We start from the raw sequence: 17,441 nt of genomic DNA on the forward strand, positions 1-17,441 counted from the left end.
ATGGTCTCACGACCGGCCCGGGCCGAGCACGCGAATATCGAGCTCAGCGCTCCCAGCCGGGCCGCAGCACCCCGTCGGCGACCAGCATCGACGGCCCGCGCAGGGTCGAGCCGTCGGGACGGATCGTCACGGTGACCTCACCGCCGGGGATGCCGATGCGCAGCTCGCCGGTGTCCGCGCCGCGGGCGTCGAGAGCGGCGCGCGCCGCCGCGACCAGGCCGGTTCCGCAGCTGCGCGTCTCCCCGACGCCCCGCTCGAACACCCGCATCCGCGCGGTCAGGCCGCCGTCGGGGCCTTCCACGGGTGGGGTCAGCAGCTCGACGTTCGCGCCGTGCGGGAAGTCGGCGGCCTCGATGATCACGCCGGCGGAGAAGTCGACCGCGTCGAGGTCGGCCGCGGTCATGTCCGCGACGACGCACGCCAGGTGGGGGTTTCCCACGTCGACCATCGCACCGGGGTAGATGTCGTCACCGATGCGGACCACCGACGACCCGTCGAGCCGCGCCGGACCCATCTCCACCGTGACCTCGGCGTGCACGGCGTCGAAGGAGTGGATGGTGACGCCGCGGGCACCCGCGCGGGAACCGACGGAGAACGTGTCGGTGTCGACGAGTCCCGAATCCCGGACGTAGTGGGCGAAGACGCGTACCCCGTTGCCGCACATCTCCGCGACCGAACCGTCGCCGTTGCGGTAGTCCATGAACCAGTCGTCGGCCGACACCCCGTCGGGCAGGGCGTCGAGGACACCGGCCGAGACGAGGGCACCCGAGCGGGCGACGCGCAGCAATCCGTCGGCGCCGATCCCCCGTTGCCGGTCGCACAGCGCCGCGACCGTCGCGGCGTCGAGCGCGATCTCGGCGTCGGGGTCGGCGAGGACCACGAAGTCGTTCTGGGTGCCATGACCCTTGACGAAGTGCAGGCCGTCGCTCGCACTGCTCTGCGGGGCGGAAGTCACGGATCACAGCCTACGGGGAAGGCGCGTCGACGATGCGCAGCGCTCGGTCGAGCAGATCGGGTGCGGCGGCGTCGAGCCACTGCGCCCGGTGATCGCGGCGGAACCACGAGCGCTGCCGACGCACATAACGCCGGGTGCCGATGAAGGTCAGCTCCTCGGCCTGCGCGAGGTCGTACTCGTCGTCGAGGGCCGCGAGGACCTGTTTGTAACCGATCGCCTGCGACGCGGTGCGTCCCTCTCGCAGGCCGCGGGAACAGAGGTCCTCCACCTCCTCGACGAGGCCCTGCTCGAACATCGCTCTCGTACGACGGCGGATCCGATCGTCGAGTTCATCGGTGTCCCGGTCGAGGGCGAGGATGATCGTGCCCCAGCGCGGTTCGCCGATGGTGGGCTGCGACGCGGCGAAGGGTGCACCGGTCAGCTCGACCACCTCCAGCGCCCGCACGATGCGGCGACCGTCGGTGGCCAGGATGGTCGACGCCGCGGCCGGGTCGACCTCCGCGAGCAACCGGTGCATCTCGCCCACTCCGCGCTCGTCGAGCAGGTCCTCGTAACGCCGGCGGACCTCCGGGTCGGTGGCCGGGAACTGCCAGTCGTCGAGGAGTCCCTGGACGTACATCATCGATCCGCCGACGATCACCGGGACCCGACCCGCGGCGCGCAACCGATCGACGTCGGCCCGCGCGGCCTGCTGATAGCGCGCGACGGTCGCCACCTCGGTCACGTCGAGCACGTCCAACTGGTGGTGCGGGATGCCACGGCGTTCGTCGGGCGGGAGCTTGGCCGTCCCGACGTCCATGCCGCGGTACTGCTGCATCGCGTCGATGTTGACGATCTCGCCGCCGAGCCGTTCGGCGAGGTCGAGGGCCAGATCGGACTTGCCGCCGGCAGTGGGTCCGACAACAGCGATCGGGGTGGGCGGCGCGGTCATCGGGCGTGCTCGCCGTCGTCGACGGTCCAGGTCACGACCACGTAACCCACGCCGAAGGGCGCGTCGGCGAAGTCGGGTACCGCCCGGACCGACCGGTCGCCGACGAGACCGGCCGCCACCTGCCACGCGACCCGGCCGCCGACGCCCTCGGCATCGCACTTCGCAGGGTCGAGTGCCATCAGCGTGTCCGTGTCCGCCGATCCGAGCGCAGCCACGATCGCGTCGTTCAGCGCCACCGCCGATTCCCGACGCCCCCCGCCGGGGGCCTTGTCGGTCAGCGCCGTCGACCCGTCGCCCACCACCAGGACCCCGACGGCGTCCGAGCCCTCGTCGAGACGGGCGGCCAGCCGGGTACCCACCGCGACGCACTCCGCGGGCGGCGTGGCGGAACCGACGCTGCACACGCTCAGCGGACCCAGCGCCATCCGCTCGGCGATCCACCCGGCGATCAGCGCCGACAGACTCATCCGGGGCAGCGGGTCGGTGACCGCGACATCGGTGGCGGCGACATCGGTGGCGGCGACATCGGTGATCGCTGAGTCGATCGTGACCGGGACATCCACGCCGAAGCGCGCGAAGGTTCCGCGCAGGGGCTCGCCCACCAGGCCCGCGATCGCCTCGTCGGCGGTTCCGATCGCCACCCAGCGGTCGATGCCGAGCGCGCCCGCGACCGCCTCGAGAGCTGCCCGCCGCACCGGCTCGGTGTCGAAGGCGGCCGGTCCGGCCAACTCGGGGACGAGCAGCGGGGCACTCGGAACGAAGACGACGGCCGCAAGCACACCACGACGCTAGTCGACAGGATCCGCCCCGCTCGCTCCGCTCCCGGCGCCGGTCACATTCGGCCCGCTCGCTCCGCTCCCGGCGCCGGTTACCCCGCGCCGCGACCCACCAACTCGGCACGGACGCCACATCGACGGGCCTGAACTGCTTGAATGGAACGGTACTTGTCGGCGATCGCGGGCGTAGGATGCCCGGCGAGAACCGACTCCAGCGACCGGCAGCCGTGACGCGCGGCACCACTGAGCGGCAGGACACGTGCACATGAGCAACCCGACCGAATCGGCTTCCGAACCCCAGCAGGCACCCGCCGGGCCGGACACACCGAAGCCGGGACCCAAGCCGGGACCCCGGCCCAAGCCCGGACCCCGCCCCGGCATCGCGTCCGAACCGGTCGTCACGCATCTCGTCACCGGCGATCCGCACCGCTTCGGTCGTATCGACGAGTCGGGTGTCGTGTGGCTCAAGACCGACGAGGGCGAACGCGAGATCGGTTCGTGGCAGGCCGGCACGGTCGAGGAGGGGCTTGCGCACTTCGGACGCCGGTTCGACGACCTCGCCACCGAGGTCGAGATCCTCGAGGAACGGCTCACCGCCCGCTCGGGAGACCCGCGTAAGGCCCAGCAAGCCGCCAAGCACCTGCTCGACGAGTTGCCCAACGCGCATGTGATCGGTGACGTCGCCGCGCTGCAGCGCCGCCTCGAGGCGATCGTCGGCAGCGCCGACGAGGTCGCCGAGACCATCCGCGCCGAGCGCGAGAAGACCCGGTCGGAGGCCATCGCGCGCAAGGAGGTCCTCGCCGCCGAGGCCGAGCAGATCGGCGCCGACGCGACCAACTGGAAGAGCGCGGGCGACCGGCTGCGCGAGATCCTCGACGAGTGGAAGTCCATCAAGGGCGTCGACCGCAAGACCGACGACGCGCTGTGGAAGCGGTACGCCAAAGCGCGCGACGCCTTCAATCGCCGGCGAGGTGCGCACTTCGCCGAACTCGACCGCGAGCGCGCCGGTGCGAAGGAACGCAAGGAAGCACTCATCGCCCGCGCCGAGGAGCTGTCCGGCTCCACCGACTGGGGTCCGACGTCGGCCAAGTTCCGGGAACTGCTCGGTGAGTGGAAGGCGGCCGGCCGCGCCCCGCGGGACACCGACGAGGCCCTCTGGCAGCGGTTCAAGGCCGCACAGGACGTCTTCTTCGGCGCCCGCAACGCGGCGTCGTCGGAGCGCGACGCGGAATTCTCCGCGAACGCGACCGCCAAGGTCGCCCTGCTCGATGCCGCCGAGAAGGCCATCGACCCGGCCGCCGATCTCGACGCGGCCCGCCGCGAGTTCCGGTCGTTCCGCGATCAGTGGGACGAGCTGGGCAAGGTCCCGCGCGATCAGATGCACAGCCTGGAGGCCCGCGCGCGGGCCCTGGAGAAGCGCATCCGCGACGCCGAGGACGCTCAGTGGCAACGGACCGATCCCGAGGCACTGGCGCGGGCGGCGCAATTCGCCGGTCGCGCAGCGCAACTCGAGGACCAGGCACGCAAGGCGGCCGAACGCGGAAAGGACCGCGACGCCGCGAAGTTGCGCGATCAGGCTGCGCAGTGGCGCGAGTGGGCCGCCGCCGCGGAGAGTGCCGTCACCGACCGCTGAGTCCGGTCGGGGCCGGCCGGATCAGTCCTCGTGCGGGTTCTTGCGGTACAGCGCTGCGGCGTAGGCCTCCTGCTCGGCGGCCTGCCGGCGCCGCTCGTCCTCGAGCGCGAGCTGATAGGAGCTCCGCGCCCACACGACGCGGGACCAGTGGAACGTGAGCACGAAGACCGCGATCCAGCCCAGCACGAGGCCGATGCCAACGCCCGACGGCGGCTCGACGCCACCGACGCCCGGCGTGTTCCGCGACCACCACGCCAGCATCCCGGCGACGCACGCGATGGCGCACCCGCACAGCGCGATCCACGCCAGGAACCACCGGCGGGTGAGCAGCGCGAGCATGGAGACGACGATGCCGAAGATCGTCACCAGGTAGACGAAGATCCTCGACACGATCGTGACGCGCTCGGCGGCCGCCTCGGGCGTGAAGGTGAGGACCTCGAGCCCGGTGACGGATCCCGTGTGCGGCAACACCATCGACACCATGGCAAGGACGACGGCCACGGCGACGACGACCGCGCGCGCACCCGGGTCGATCTCGCCGGCCACCCGCCGTTCCGCCTTGCGCAGGTCGTTCTCGTACTGCTCGAGGGCGGCCTTCTCGGACGCAGAGCTGCCGGACGCCTCGTTGTCGGACGCCGAATTCTCGGACATGGTCATCGCCTCACTTCGTGATGGTGGTCAGCTGCCGCAGCCACTGCCGCAGCCGGCGTCGGCCGGGACGGCGGCGGGGGCACCGAACCCCGGCAGCCCGAGCCCGACGCCGACGGGCGCGGTGGTGGGGGTACGGCTCTGTTCGTGCGCGTCGCCGGCGCGGGTGCGACGGTGCGCGAGAACGCCGGAATCGGCGATCAGATGGTGTGGTGCAGCTGCGGTGAGCTGCGTGTGCACGACGTCACCCGGGCGGATCCCCGACGCCGTTCCGGGCGCGAAGTGCACCAGGCGGCCGTCCCGGGCGCGGCCGGTCATGCGCTTGGTCTTCGCCGACTTGCGCCCCTCGTCGGCGACCACGAGCAACTCCACCTCGGTCCCGACCAGCGCCTCGTTCTCGGCCAGGCAGATCCGCTCCTGCAGCGCGATGAGACGCCGGTAGCGATCGGCCACGACCTCGGGCGGCACCTGATCGGCCATCGTCGCGGCGGGCGTGCCGGGGCGGGGCGAATACTGGAAGGTGAACGCGCTCGAGAAGCGGGCGCGCTCGACGACGTCCAGGGTGGCCTGGAAGTCCTCCTCGGTCTCGCCGGGGAAGCCGACGATGATGTCGGTGGTGATCGCCGCATGCGGCATGGCCTCGCGGACCTTGTCGAGGATGCCCAGGAACTTGGTCTGCCGGTAGCTGCGGCGCATCGCGCGCAGGATGCGATCGGACCCCGACTGCAGCGGCATGTGCAGTTGCGGACACACATTCGGCGTCTGGGCCATCGCCTCGATCACGTCGTCGGTGAACTCGGCGGGGTGCGGTGAGGTGAACCGGACGCGTTCGAGCCCCTCGATGTCACCGCAGGCGCGCAGCAGTTCGGCGAAGGCGCCCCGGTTGCGGGGCTGATCGGGATCGGCGAAGGACATCCCGTAGGCGTTCACGTTCTGGCCCAGCAGAGTCACCTCGACGACACCCTGGTCGACGAGGGCCTGTACCTCGGCGAGCACCTCGCCCGGCCGGCGGTCGACCTCCTTGCCGCGCAGCGACGGCACGATGCAGAACGTGCAGGTGTTGTTGCACCCCACCGACACCGACACCCAGCCCGAGTAGGCGGAGTCGCGCTTGGCCGGCAGGGTCGACGGGAACCGCTCGAGCGCGTCGAGGATCTCCACCTGGGCGGCGTCGTTGTGGCGGGCACGATCGAGCAACGCGGGCAGCGACCCTATGTTGTGTGTGCCGAAGACGACGTCGACCCACGGTGCTCGGGACAGCACCGTGTCCTTGTCCTTCTGCGCGAGGCAGCCGCCGACGGCGATCTGCATGCCGGGCCGATCGGACTTGACCGGGGCGAGGTGCGACAGGTTGCCGTACAGCTTGTTGTCGGCGTTCTCCCGGATCGCGCAAGTGTTGAAGACGACGAGATCGGCGGGGTCGTCATCACCCGCGCGCACGTACCCGGCGTCCTCGAGCAGACCGGCGATGCGCTCGGAATCGTGGACGTTCATCTGGCAGCCGTAGGTACGGACCTGATAACTGCGCGCGGCGGGTGCTGCCTGCTCAGGCCGATCCGACAACTCGATACTCACCCCTACGAGGGTACGGGGCGCACGCAAATCGACTCCCACAGGACACCGTGTTCCACGTCGGCCGATAGGGTGCCCCAATGACCGTTTCGCCGAGTAAGTCCGCGGACCCAGGGTCCCAGCCGATGATCGCGATGCGCGGGGTGCAGAAACACTTCGGGTCGTTGCACGTCCTCAAGGACATCGATCTCGAGGTCCCCGCCGGTCAGGTCGTGGTGGTCCTCGGACCGTCGGGCTCGGGCAAGTCCACCCTCTGCCGCACGATCAATCGCCTCGAGCCGATCGACGGCGGCGAGATCCTGGTCGAGGGGCAGGTGCTGCCCGCCGAGGGCAAGGACCTCGCCCGGCTCCGCGCCGACGTCGGAATGGTCTTCCAGTCCTTCAACCTGTTCTCGCACAAGACGATCCTCGAGAATGTCACGCTCGCGCCGATCAAGGTGCGCAAGAAGAGCAAGGACGAGGCCGGCAAGCGCGCCCTCGAACTGCTCGAGCGCGTCGGCATCGCCAGCCAGAAGGACAAGTACCCCGCCCAGCTCTCCGGCGGCCAGCAGCAGCGCGTGGCCATCGCCCGGTCGCTGGCGATGAACCCGAAGATCATGTTGTTCGACGAACCGACCTCGGCCCTCGACCCGGAGATGGTCAACGAGGTGCTCGACGTGATGGTGTCCCTCGCGAAAGAGGGCATGACGATGGTGGTCGTCACCCACGAGATGGGCTTCGCGCGCAAGGCCGCCGACCGCATCATCTTCATGGCCGACGGGGCGATCATCGAGGACTCCGATCCGGAGACGTTCTTCAGCAACCCGTCGACCGATCGCGCCCGGGACTTCCTCGGCAAGGTCCTGGGGCACTGACATGACACAGCGAACCACCCGCCCGATGCGGACCGCGGGCCTGGTCCTCGCGGTCGGCGCCCTGCTCGCCACCGTGTTGTCCGCCTGCGGCAGCACCGAACCGCGCAATCTGCTCGACTCCATCCGCGAGGGATCGGTCGTGCTGGGCGTCAAGTTCGACCAGCCGGGTCTCGGTCTGTACGAACCCGACGGCAATGTCGAGGGTTTCGACGCCTCGGTGTCGCGCTATGTCGTCAACCACATCGCCGACGACCTCGGTGTCCCCCATCCCGAGGTCACCTGGCGCGAGACCCCCTCGGCGCGCCGCGAGGCGATGATCGACAACGGTGAGGTCGACCTGATCGCGGCCACGTACTCGATCAACGCGGCGCGCTCGAAGAAGGTGTCCTTCGGCGGTCCCTATCTCGTCACGTACCAGGGTCTGATGGTGCGTGCCGACGACAACACGATCGACGAACTCGCCGACCTCGACAAGGGCAAGAAGCTCTGCTCGGTGACCGGCTCGACACCGGCGCAGAACGTCAAGGCACAGCTGCCCGCGGTCCAGTTGCAGGAGTACGACTCCTACTCGGCCTGCGTCGAGGCGCTGCGTCGCGACAAGGTCGACGCGGTGACCACCGACGAGGCGATCCTCGCCGGCTACTCCAACTTCTGGGAGGGCGAGTTCAAGCTCGTCGAGATGACCTACCTCAAGGACGCCTGCGTGAAGGATGCCCTGAAGACCGCGGGCAGTCCGTTCTCCACCGAGCGCTACGGCGTGGGGCTGGCTCTGGACGACACGGCGTCGCAGAACGCCGTCAACACGGCACTCGACGCGATGCTCGCGCCTTCCGTCGACGGCGAGTCGGCCTGGAACGCCGCGCTGCGCGAGGCGCTCGGCAATCCCTACGTGGACGAGATCATCGCCCGCGCCGACCGTCCGGACTCGAAGTTCCCCTACCTGCCCGATCCCGGCGACCTCGACTTCCTCGACTCGCCCTCCACACCGTGCCCGCCCGGGCTGCAGTGAGCGACGGAGCTACCGATGAATGACGTCTCTCTGTGGGAGAGCATGGGTCCAGAGCTGTGGCCCGCCTTCTGGGTGACCATCCAGCTGACCTTCTACTCGGCGATCGGCTCGCTGGTGTGGGGCACGATCCTCGCGGCCATGCGGGTCTCCCCGGTGCCGGTGATGCGCGGCTTCGCCGAGGTCTACGTGAACATCGTCCGCAACACGCCGCTGACACTCGTGGTGCTGTTCTGTGCGATCGGCCTGTACCAGAACCTGGGCCTGACCTTCGCGCCGACGATCGAGTCGAACAACTTCTGGCTCGCCGTCCTCGCCTTCGTGCTGTACACCTCGACGTTCGTCTGTGAGACGCTGCGCTCCGGCTTCAACACGGTCCCGCTCGGGCAGGCCGAAGCCGCTCGCTCCCTCGGCCTCTCGTTCACGCAGGTCTTCGGGGTCATCGTGCTGCCGCAGGCGATCCGGTCGGTGATCGGTCCGCTGGGCAGCGTCCTGATCGCGCTCACCAAGAACACGACGGTCGCCTCGGTGATCGGCGTCGCCGAGGCGGCGGCTCTGATGAAGACCGAGATCGAGACCTACTCCGACCAGCTGTTCGTCATCTTCGGCGTCATCGCGGCGGGATTCATGATCATCACACTCAGCGAGGGTGCCGTCTTCGGCTACCTCGCCAAGCGACTGGCGGTGAAACGATGAGCGCTGACTCGACCGTCCTCTACGACGCCCCGGGACCACGCGCCCGCACCCGGAACCGCTTGCTGGCGATCGCGTTCATCGCGGTCCTGGCCGCGATCGCGATCTACGTGATCGCCGTCCTCGCCGCCAACGAACAGTTCACCGCCGAGAAGTGGTCGCCGTTCGTCACGTGGAGCACGTGGACCGGCTACATCCTGCCGGGCCTGTGGCGGACCCTCGCGGCCGCGGCGGTCTCGATCGTGCTGTCGCTGTTGCTCGGTGCGGTCCTCGGTATCGGCCGACTCTCCGATCACCTGTGGGTACGCACCATCGCGGGCCTGTTCGTCGAGGTGTTCCGCGCCATCCCGGTGCTGATCCTGATGGTGTTCACCTGGTTCCTGTTCGCGATCTACGGGATCTTCCCGTCGTCCTTCCTGGCGTTCGCGGCGGTGGTCACCGGACTCACCCTGTACAACGGGTCGGTCATGGCCGAGATCCTGCGATCCGGTATCAACTCACTGCCCAAGGGACAGACCGAGGCGTCGATGGCACTGGGTCTGCGCAAGAGCCAGATGATGCGCATCATCCTTCTGCCACAGGCGATCACGGCGATGATGCCCGCGTTGATCTCGCAGATGGTCGTGGCACTGAAGGACAGTGCGCTGGGCTACATCATCGGTTACTCCGAGGTGGTCCGCAGCGGCCTGCTCTCGGCGTCGCGCTACGGCAACTACATCCCGGCGCTGATCGTCGTGGCCATCATCATGATCCTGATCAACTTCGGGCTCTCGACCTTCGCCACCACCCTCGAACGCCGACTCCGGCAGGGGCGCCGGTCGTCCGCACCGCCCGCGGATCCGGAAGAGACCGAACTCGCCGCGTCGGAGAACCTACCGACCGGCAGGTGACACCCGCACGATCGTCGTGCGGGGCGCTCAGCCGCTACGCAGCTCGCTGAGCGCCTCCCCCACGACGTCGAACGCCAGGGACTGGGAATAGCCGCGCCGCACCAGCATTCCGACGAGACGTCGCATCGCCTTGTCACGTTCGGCGCGATCCTCGGCTATCCGGTCGACGACCGAGGGCGTGAGTTTGCGCACGACCAGACCCGACGCGATCTCACGTTCGTCGTCGGGGTCGATGACGGCGAGGGCCTCGGCGATGATCGACTCGTCGATGCCCTTGGTGCGGAGCTCGTGTCGTAACGCGACGCGTCCCTTACCGGAGTTGAGGTGGCGGGAGCGTACCCACTCGGAGGCGAACTCCTCGTCGTCGAGGAGGTTGTGTTGCTCCAGGCGCGCCATCACGTCGTCGACCGCGTCGGGTTCGAAACCCTTGCGCGTCAATCGCTCTCGCATCTCCTGGCGTGAACGCGCACGAACCCCGAGCAGTCGGAGCGCCGAGTCCCATGCACTGGGTCCCTTACGGTCGGGATCGTTGTCCCGCCGTGTGCGCGTCTGCCCGGGGTCCGTTGCCTCGCTCACGGTCTACCTGAACTCGCCTTCGATGTCAGAATTCGACTGGGGCGGGGGCGATGTCGTCGGCGTCGACGGTGGCGCCGATGCCCAGCTTCTCTTTGATCTTCTTCTCGATCTCGTCGCGGATGTCGACGTTCTCGAGCAGGAACTTGCGCGCGTTCTCCTTGCCCTGGCCGAGTTGATCGCCCTCGTAGGTGAACCACGAACCGGACTTGCGGATGAAGCCCTCCGCGACACCCATGTCGATCAGCGAGCCCTCCTTGCTGATGCCCTGGCCGTAGAGGATGTCGAACTCGGCCTGCTTGAACGGCGGTGCGACCTTGTTCTTGACGACCTTGACGCGTGTGCGGTTACCGACCGCGTCGGTCCCGTCCTTGAGGGTCTCGATCCGGCGGACGTCGAGGCGCACCGACGAGTAGAACTTCAGCGCCTTTCCGCCCGTGGTGGTCTCGGGCGATCCGAACATGACGCCGATCTTCTCGCGCAGCTGGTTGATGAAGATCGCGGTGGTCTTCGACTGGTTCAGCGCGGAGGTCATCTTCCGCAGGGCCTGGCTCATCAGGCGGGCCTGCAGACCGACGTGGCTGTCGCCCATCTCGCCCTCGATCTCGGCCTTGGGGACCAGCGCGGCCACCGAGTCGATGACCAGGATGTCGAGCGCGCCCGATCGGATCAGCATGTCCGCGATCTCGAGCGCCTGCTCACCGGTGTCGGGCTGGGACACCAGCAGCGCGTCGGTGTCGACGCCGAGTTTGGCGGCGTAGTCGGGATCGAGTGCGTGCTCGGCGTCGATGAACGCGGCGATGCCGCCCTGCGCCTGGGCGTTGGCGACGGCGTGCAGGGCGACGGTCGTCTTACCCGAGGACTCCGGACCGTAGATCTCCACGACGCGGCCGCGGGGCAGTCCGCCGATACCGAGGGCGACGTCGAGCGCGATGGACCCGGTGGGGATGATCTCGATCGGCTGACGGGTCTCCTCGCCGAGCCGCATCACCGAACCCTTGCCGAAGTTCTTGTCGATCTGCGCGAGGGCGAGGTCGAGAGCCTTCTCGCGGTCTTGGGGCGCAGGTGCCATGGGAGTTCTCCTCGGTTGTGAGCCGGATTTCCGGCGGGCGGTCTGTGCGGTCCGGGCGTTCATGTGATGAAAGTAGCCGGTGGGTCCGACAACTCTTCAGACGCAGACTCGGCCCGTGTGGTTCCGTCTGATTTCACCTCTGGGCACCAGGATGAACGAACACCTGTTCGATGGCAAGTGTGACACGCGGTGGCGTGTCACCAGCGATGGCGCGGTACGTCGAAGTCGCGACAGATCGCGATCCAGACATCGCGCGGGTCGACCCCGTCGTCGATCGCCTGGGCACCCGTGCGACCGCCGACCTCGATCAGGATGTGATCGGACAGGATCGAATCCGCCGAGGGCACACCGAATTCGGTGGTCATCAACTCGGTGAACTCGGTCAGACGCACGGGTCCAGCCTAGGTGACGACGCCAGGACGCGACGCGCGACCGCCACCGGGTCGACGACGTCGGCCACCGACTCCCCGATCGCACCCGCCGCGCGTGCATGTGCCGGATTGTCCAGGACGGCCCGCACGGCGTCGGCAACGGCGTCCGCGGTGACCGGACGCACCACCTGCCCCGCGCCGGCTCGTCGGATCCGGGCGGCGAGCTCCCACTGGTCACCCCCGCCGGGCACCGCGACGACCGGCACCGACGCGAGCATCGCCTTGGCGAGGATCCCGTGCCCCGAGCCACAGATCAGCAGGTCGGCGTGCGCGAGCACCTCGTCCTGCCGGCCCGGCCCCGCCGTGATCAGTTCCCCGCGGAAGCGGGCGAGATCAGCCCCGTCGGGGTCGCGGAGCCCCGAGACCACCACCCGCACGGTCCGGCCCAGTGTGTCCGGCGACAGGGCTTCGAGAGCCGCGCCGAGCATGTCGGCGGCGCCGGTCTGCGCGGTCGACGGGGCGACGACGGCGAGGGGGTGATCGCCGGTAGGCACGGTGAAGTGATCGTCGGTGGGCTCCCACCCCAGAGGTCCGACGAGATGCGCGTCGGTCGGCCAGTCGGGGCGCGGGACCTCGAGGCCGGGAAGGGTGGCGATGAGTCGCGCCGCCGGTTCCGCGTCGACGTCACCCAGCCCGATCGTCCGCCGCGCAGCGTCCCGCTGCCGCACGCCCTGGCGGATCGACGACGCGGTGGCGGCGCGCATCAGCGTGTCGCGCAGCCGACCCCCGACGCCGCGACCCGGTTCGAGCCCGGACCCGATCGGCGGTAGTCCCCGGGACGGCCGGTACAGCGGATGCGGCGACAGCTCGATCCAGGGCAGCCCACACAGTTGAGCCGCCCAGCCGCCGCCCACCGTGATGACGTCGGAGATGACGAGTTGGGTCCCGGCCGCACGCAGCGGCCCGACGAGCTGCTGGGCCATGCGCGCGGCGCGGGCACTCAGCTTGRCTCCGGCGTCGGAATCGTCGTCGGAGTCCTCGGCGCGAAGCCCCGGGAGATCGGCGATGTCGATCCCCCGGCGACGCGCGGCCYCCGACCATGCGAGAGAGGTGAACACGACCGGTGTGTCACCGGCGGAGCGGAACCGCTCGGCCAGCGCGAATGCCGGGAAGGCATGCCCGGCGTCGGAGCCCGCGACGATCGCGACGCGCACGGGTTCGTCGTGCACGCGTGCGCGATCTGTCAGTTCTGCTGGGGCGGCTCGGTGGTCGGCGGCGCGGACTGGGTCGCCGGCTTCTGCAGACCCGGTGCGGTCGTCCCGGCGGCGGGCAGCGCGTCACCGCGCATGCTCGCGCGGATCTGTTCGAGACGAGAATGTCCGGCCATCTGCACGCCGGCCTGCTCGACCTCCTGCATGCGGCCCTGCACGGAGTTCTTGGCCAGCTCCGCCGAACCGAGCGCGTTCGCGTAGCGTCGTTCGATCTTGTCGCGGACCTGGTCGAGGCTCGGCGTGTTGCCGGGCACCGACAGCTCGCTCATCTGGTTGAGCGACGCCGAGACCTGCTCCTGCATCTTCGCCTGCTCGAGTTGACTGAGCAGCTTCGAACGCTCGGACAGCTTCTGCTGCAGGATCATCGCGTTGCGCTCGACGGCCTTCTTGGCCTGATCGGCCGCCTGGAGCGACTGGTCGTGCAAGGACTTGAGGTCCTCCACGCTCTGCTCGGCGGTCACCAGCTGGGCCGCGAACGCCTCGGCAGCGTTGGTGTATTCGGTCGCCTTCTGGGTGTCACCGGCCGCGGCGGCCTGATCGGCCAGCGTCAGCGCCTGGCGGGTGTTCGCCTGCAGCCGCTCGACGTCCTCGAGTTGCCGGTTCAGCTTCATCTCGAGCTGACGCTGGTTGCCGATCACCGAGGCCGCCTGCTGCGAGAGCGCCTGGTGCTGGCGCTGGGCGTCCTCGATCGCCTGCTGGATCTGGACCTTCGGGTCAGCGTGCTCGTCGATCTTCGCGTTGCCGAGTGCTGTGAGGTAGCGCCACAACTTCACGAACGGGTTCGCCATGCTCGTCGTACTCCATTCAGGGGTCTGAGAACTCTGGTGACCAATCTAGCGTCTGCGAGTCCGGTGTTGAGTCGGTGTCGTTCAGACGGTGCGGGTCAGGCAGCCGCGAGAGCCGTGGCCTCCCGGCGGCCGGCGGGAGCCGGGATCACGACCTTGGTCGCGGTCAGTCCGGCCTCGGTGGCCTCCACGCCGTCGCCCATCGGCTCGGCGCCGACCACGACGGGTTCGGCACCGGCCGGACGCATTGCGCTGCCGACTTCGAGGAGCAGGTCGGCGATCTCGACGTCGAGCGCGTCGCAGATCGCGGCGAGCAGTTCGCTCGACGCCTCCTTCTGACCGCGTTCGACTTCCGAGAGGTAGCCCAGACTCACCCGCGCACCGGTGGACACCTCGCGCAGGGTCCGGCCCTGCTGCGTCCGGACCCGACGCAGGCTGTCGCCGAGCGCCTCGCGTAAGAGCATCGCCATCGAGTCTCCTCCCTACTGAACGTCTCGGCCCAACTGAACTGCTCGGCGCCCACCGAACCGGCGGCGCGCCTGCTGCCCTACCCAACGCTTCGCGGTCCCGACGGGTTCCCCGCGGCACCGGCGGCGTCGGCACCCACGGTCGGGGCAGCACCGTCTGATCGACGATAGTCGAAGTCAGTGACCGCCGCCGGTTCCTCCCACAGCACGTCCGCGCGGTGCCACCGGCCGGGGTGCGGTCTCATCGCGATCGGACCGGACCTTGACCGCCTGCCAGGTGTAGTCCAGACCCGTGTAGATCGTCACCACCACCGCCAGTCCCATCAGGATGTCGGCGGCGAGCTGCCACGGTCCGCCGAGCGGGAGGAGGTACAGACCGATGGCGAGCGCCTGCAGCAGCGTCTTGAGCTTGCCGCCGCGGCTGGCCGGGATGACCTTGTGCCGCAACACCCAGAAACGCAGCGCCGTCACCCACACCTCGCGGGCGACGATCACCACGGTGACCCACCACGGCAGGATGCCGAGGATCGACAGCCCGACGAGGGCACCGCCGATGAGGGCCTTGTCCGCGATGGGGTCGGCCAGCTTCCCGAAGTCGGTGATCAGGCCGCGCTGCCGGGCGATCATCCCGTCGTACCGGTCGGTCAGCGCCGCGACCCCGAAGACGATCGTGGCGATCGTGCGCCACAGCGTCGACTCGCCCGACTCCATGAACAGCGCGACCAGGAACACCGGCACCAGGACGATCCGGAACACCGTGAGCGCATTGGCGATGTTGACCACCGGCACCGGGTCCACCGGGTCGGTGATGTGGTCGGGCCCGCGGCCCACATTGGCGATGCCGTTCTCTTCGACGGCGCGCCGGATCCGGTCGGTCATGAGCTCGCTCCTGACCGCGGCGTCGTGCCGCAGTTCAGGGCAGTCCTCAAGTACACGCCCATCAGGGTATCGGCAGTCCCGGCGAACGACGTGCACAGGTCGCCCCATCGCAGAGACTAAGCTGAATTCCCATGTCCCCCGCCGATCACGTCGTCATCCGTCGTGCGCGCACCTCCGACGTCCCGCGGATCAAAGAACTGATCGACCAGTACGCCGGGAAAATCCTCCTCGAGAAGAACCTCGTCACGCTCTACGAGTCCGTCCAGGAGTTCTGGGTCGCCGACGTCGACGGCCTGGTCGTCGGTTGTGGTGCGCTGCATGTGCTCTGGGCCGATCTCGGCGAGGTCCGCACGGTCGCCGTCGACAACGCCCACGCCGGGCGCGGCATCGGCCACCTCCTCGTCGACCGGCTCATGGCGGTCGCCCGCGAACTGCAGCTCTCGCGCGTCTTCGTGCTCACGTTCGAGACGGCCTTCTTCGCGCGGCACGGTTTCGCCGAGATCCAGGGCACCCCGGTCACGCGCGAGGTGTTCGAGGAGATGTGCCGGTCCTATGACACCGGCGTCGCAGAGTTTCTCGACCTCAGTTACGTCAAACCCAACACCCTGGGCAACACCCGGATGCTGGCAACCATCGAGCAGGAGTGACCATGCCGTTCTTCGCCGTGCAGTACACCTACCGCCCCGCCAAGGCCGCCCTGCGGGATCAGCACCGGCCATTGCACCGGGAGTGGCTCGCGGAAGAACATTCGGCGGGCAACGTGCTGATCGCCGGCCCCTATCCCGACGGGTCGGGCGCGCTCATCGTCATTCGCGCAGCCGACCTCGAGGCGGCCGAGGCATTCCTCGCCGACGACCCGTTCCAGGCGCATCAGGCCGTCGACGCCATCCGCATCGACGAGTGGACGCAGGTGTTCGGGCCGTTCCCTGGCTGATGCCACGTCCACCCGTCGGCGACGGGTGGACGTGGACGGGTCAGGAATCCTCGGACTTCGGCGCCGGGGCGTCGGTCGTGTCGCCGGCGGATTCGACCTCCGGCGACTTCGCCATCCCGCGACTCTTGATCAGGCTGGCCACCGTGGTGATCACCAGGACACCGAGGATCACCGACAGCGACAGTCCGGTGGAGATCTCGGGGACGGCGACGTGCTCGCCACCGTTGATGAACGCCAGGGTGTTCTCGTGCAGGGCGTGGAGGACCAGCTTGACGCCGATGAAGGCCAAGATGATCGACAGGCCGATGGACAGGTACACCAGGCGGTCGAGCAGTCCGCCGATGAGGAAGAACAGCTGACGCAGACCCATCAGGGCGAACGCGTTGGCGGTGAAGACCAGGTAGGGCTCGGACGTGAGGCCGTAGATGGCCGGGATCGAGTCGAGCGCGAACAGTACGTCGGTGAAGCCGATGACGATGAGAACCATCAGCATCGGGGTCGCGAGGCGCTTGCCGTTGACGCGGGTGAACAGCTTGTCGCGGTCGTAGGAGTCGTGCGTGCGCAGGTAGCGCTTGACGAAGCGCTCGAGGCGCGTCTCGCGCTCCTCCTCGTGCTCGACCGGGTCGTCGCTCTCGCGGAGCAGCTTGACGGCGGTGAAGATCAGGAACGCGCCGAACAAGTAGAAGACCCAGCTGTAGGCGTTGATCGCGGCCGCACCGACGGCGATGAAGATGCCGCGCATGATGAGGGCCATCAGGATGCCGAGCAGCAGGACCTTCTGCTGGTACTCCTTGGGCACCGCGAACTTCGCCATGATGATGACGAAGACGAACAGGTTGTCCACCGACAGCGCCTTCTCGGTGACGTAACCGGCGAAGTACTCACCGCCGAAGGTCGAACCCCAGTTCCACCAGACGAACAGACCGAAGATGACGGCGAATCCGATGTAGATCGCCGACCAGATGCCCGACTCTTTGAGCGACGGCGCGTGGGGCACGCGCACGTGGGTGAAGAAGTCGAACGCGAACAGGGCGAGGATCACCGCACAGGTGATCAGCCATACGGACAGCGAAACATCCACTTGTAACCTCCAGCAGGCAGCATGAGCTGACGAGCCAGAGGTCTCTCCCA

The 17,441-nt window shown here is 68.7% G+C and carries 20 protein-coding genes; 7 read left to right on the forward strand and 13 right to left on the reverse strand.

Features of this window, described 5'->3' with window-relative positions:
- Positions 1-43 precede the first annotated feature (43 nt).
- Genes dapF through A9310_RS00240 form a run of 3 tightly spaced genes read right to left on the reverse strand, consistent with a single transcriptional unit; the run spans position 44 to position 2,665 of the window.
- Positions 44-955: a diaminopimelate epimerase gene (gene dapF, locus A9310_RS00230; RefSeq protein ID WP_065628917.1), complete on the reverse strand. Its 912-nt coding sequence runs from the start codon at positions 953-955 to the stop codon at positions 44-46.
- A 10-nt stretch (positions 956-965) separates the two neighbouring features.
- Complete coding sequence (miaA, locus tag A9310_RS00235; protein ID WP_065628918.1) at positions 966-1,886, reverse strand: tRNA (adenosine(37)-N6)-dimethylallyltransferase MiaA; 921 nt, start codon at positions 1,884-1,886, stop codon at positions 966-968.
- Entirely contained in the window at positions 1,883-2,665 is a 783-nt protein-coding gene (locus A9310_RS00240; protein WP_065628919.1) for a hypothetical protein, read from the reverse strand. Before A9310_RS00240 ends, miaA begins: the two co-directional genes overlap by 4 nt.
- 262 nt (positions 2,666-2,927) lie before the next feature.
- Here A9310_RS00240 and A9310_RS00245 point away from each other — a divergent pair, with 262 nt between their 5' ends.
- Complete coding sequence (locus tag A9310_RS00245; protein WP_175401037.1) at positions 2,928-4,295, forward strand: DUF349 domain-containing protein; 1,368 nt, start codon at positions 2,928-2,930, stop codon at positions 4,293-4,295.
- Between the two features lie 21 nt (positions 4,296-4,316).
- Here the strand turns inward: A9310_RS00245 and A9310_RS00250 are convergent, their stop codons facing one another.
- Positions 4,317-4,946 carry a hypothetical protein gene (locus tag A9310_RS00250; protein ID WP_139104500.1) on the reverse strand — a complete coding sequence of 210 codons (630 nt, stop codon included), beginning with the start codon at positions 4,944-4,946 and terminating at the stop codon, positions 4,317-4,319.
- A 27-nt stretch (positions 4,947-4,973) separates the two neighbouring features.
- On the reverse strand, positions 4,974-6,506 hold the full coding sequence (gene miaB, locus A9310_RS00255; protein ID WP_065629071.1) for a tRNA (N6-isopentenyl adenosine(37)-C2)-methylthiotransferase MiaB: 1,533 nt from the start codon (positions 6,504-6,506) through the stop codon (positions 4,974-4,976).
- Between the two features lie 134 nt (positions 6,507-6,640).
- Here miaB and A9310_RS00260 point away from each other — a divergent pair, with 134 nt between their 5' ends.
- The 4 genes from A9310_RS00260 to A9310_RS00275 are packed head-to-tail and all read left to right on the forward strand — an operon-like array spanning position 6,641 to position 9,958.
- Positions 6,641-7,369, forward strand: a complete 729-nt coding sequence (locus A9310_RS00260; RefSeq protein WP_175401044.1) for an amino acid ABC transporter ATP-binding protein — start codon at positions 6,641-6,643, stop codon at positions 7,367-7,369.
- Position 7,370: 1 nt separating this feature from the next.
- Positions 7,371-8,378 (forward strand): glutamate ABC transporter substrate-binding protein, encoded by a 1,008-nt coding sequence (locus tag A9310_RS00265; protein WP_065628923.1) that lies wholly within the window; start codon positions 7,371-7,373, stop codon positions 8,376-8,378.
- A gap of 15 nt (positions 8,379-8,393) precedes the next feature.
- Positions 8,394-9,071 (forward strand): amino acid ABC transporter permease, encoded by a 678-nt coding sequence (locus tag A9310_RS00270; RefSeq protein WP_058250184.1) that lies wholly within the window; start codon positions 8,394-8,396, stop codon positions 9,069-9,071.
- The gene (locus A9310_RS00275) at positions 9,068-9,958 is read left to right on the forward strand and encodes an amino acid ABC transporter permease (RefSeq protein WP_065628924.1); all 891 of its coding nucleotides are present in this window, start codon (positions 9,068-9,070) and stop codon (positions 9,956-9,958) included. Before A9310_RS00270 ends, A9310_RS00275 begins: the two co-directional genes overlap by 4 nt.
- A 27-nt stretch (positions 9,959-9,985) precedes the next feature.
- Here A9310_RS00275 and A9310_RS00280 read toward each other — a convergent pair whose 3' ends face one another.
- The 7 genes from A9310_RS00280 to pgsA all read right to left on the reverse strand — a co-directional run bounded on the left by A9310_RS00280 (position 9,986) and on the right by pgsA (position 15,376).
- Positions 9,986-10,534: a regulatory protein RecX gene (locus A9310_RS00280; RefSeq protein WP_065628925.1), complete on the reverse strand. Its 549-nt coding sequence runs from the start codon at positions 10,532-10,534 to the stop codon at positions 9,986-9,988.
- 25 nt (positions 10,535-10,559) lie between these two features.
- A complete protein-coding gene (recA, locus tag A9310_RS00285) occupies positions 10,560-11,603 on the reverse strand; it encodes a recombinase RecA (RefSeq protein WP_006866461.1) in 1,044 nt (347 codons plus the stop codon).
- Positions 11,604-11,800: 197 nt separating this feature from the next.
- Positions 11,801-11,995: a DUF3046 domain-containing protein gene (locus tag A9310_RS00290; protein WP_058250181.1), complete on the reverse strand. Its 195-nt coding sequence runs from the start codon at positions 11,993-11,995 to the stop codon at positions 11,801-11,803.
- A complete protein-coding gene (locus A9310_RS00295) occupies positions 11,986-13,188 on the reverse strand; it encodes a glycosyltransferase (RefSeq protein WP_065629072.1) in 1,203 nt (400 codons plus the stop codon). The genes A9310_RS00290 and A9310_RS00295 overlap by 10 nt, the downstream gene beginning before the upstream one ends.
- 29 nt (positions 13,189-13,217) lie before the next feature.
- Positions 13,218-14,033, reverse strand: a complete 816-nt coding sequence (gene pspA / locus A9310_RS00300) for a phage shock protein PspA (RefSeq protein ID WP_058250180.1) — start codon at positions 14,031-14,033, stop codon at positions 13,218-13,220.
- Positions 14,034-14,128: 95 nt separating this feature from the next.
- Positions 14,129-14,500 (reverse strand): helix-turn-helix domain-containing protein, encoded by a 372-nt coding sequence (locus A9310_RS00305; RefSeq protein WP_058250179.1) that lies wholly within the window; start codon positions 14,498-14,500, stop codon positions 14,129-14,131.
- Between the two features lie 174 nt (positions 14,501-14,674).
- Positions 14,675-15,376 carry a CDP-diacylglycerol--glycerol-3-phosphate 3-phosphatidyltransferase gene (gene pgsA, locus A9310_RS00310; RefSeq protein ID WP_065628926.1) on the reverse strand — a complete coding sequence of 234 codons (702 nt, stop codon included), beginning with the start codon at positions 15,374-15,376 and terminating at the stop codon, positions 14,675-14,677.
- A 131-nt stretch (positions 15,377-15,507) separates the two neighbouring features.
- On the opposite strand from pgsA, the gene A9310_RS00315 reads away from it, so the two are divergent.
- Positions 15,508-16,023, forward strand: a complete 516-nt coding sequence (locus tag A9310_RS00315; protein ID WP_058250177.1) for an amino-acid N-acetyltransferase — start codon at positions 15,508-15,510, stop codon at positions 16,021-16,023.
- A gap of 2 nt (positions 16,024-16,025) precedes the next feature.
- Positions 16,026-16,310 carry a YciI family protein gene (locus tag A9310_RS00320; protein WP_065628927.1) on the forward strand — a complete coding sequence of 95 codons (285 nt, stop codon included), beginning with the start codon at positions 16,026-16,028 and terminating at the stop codon, positions 16,308-16,310.
- Between the two features lie 40 nt (positions 16,311-16,350).
- Here A9310_RS00320 and A9310_RS00325 read toward each other — a convergent pair whose 3' ends face one another.
- Positions 16,351-17,391: a TerC family protein gene (locus tag A9310_RS00325; protein WP_065628928.1), complete on the reverse strand. Its 1,041-nt coding sequence runs from the start codon at positions 17,389-17,391 to the stop codon at positions 16,351-16,353.
- Positions 17,392-17,441: the final 50 nt, after the last annotated feature.

It is taken from the genome of Gordonia sp. UCD-TK1, from assembly GCF_001691435.1.
GTDB classification, from domain to species: domain Bacteria; phylum Actinomycetota; class Actinomycetes; order Mycobacteriales; family Mycobacteriaceae; genus Gordonia; species Gordonia hongkongensis.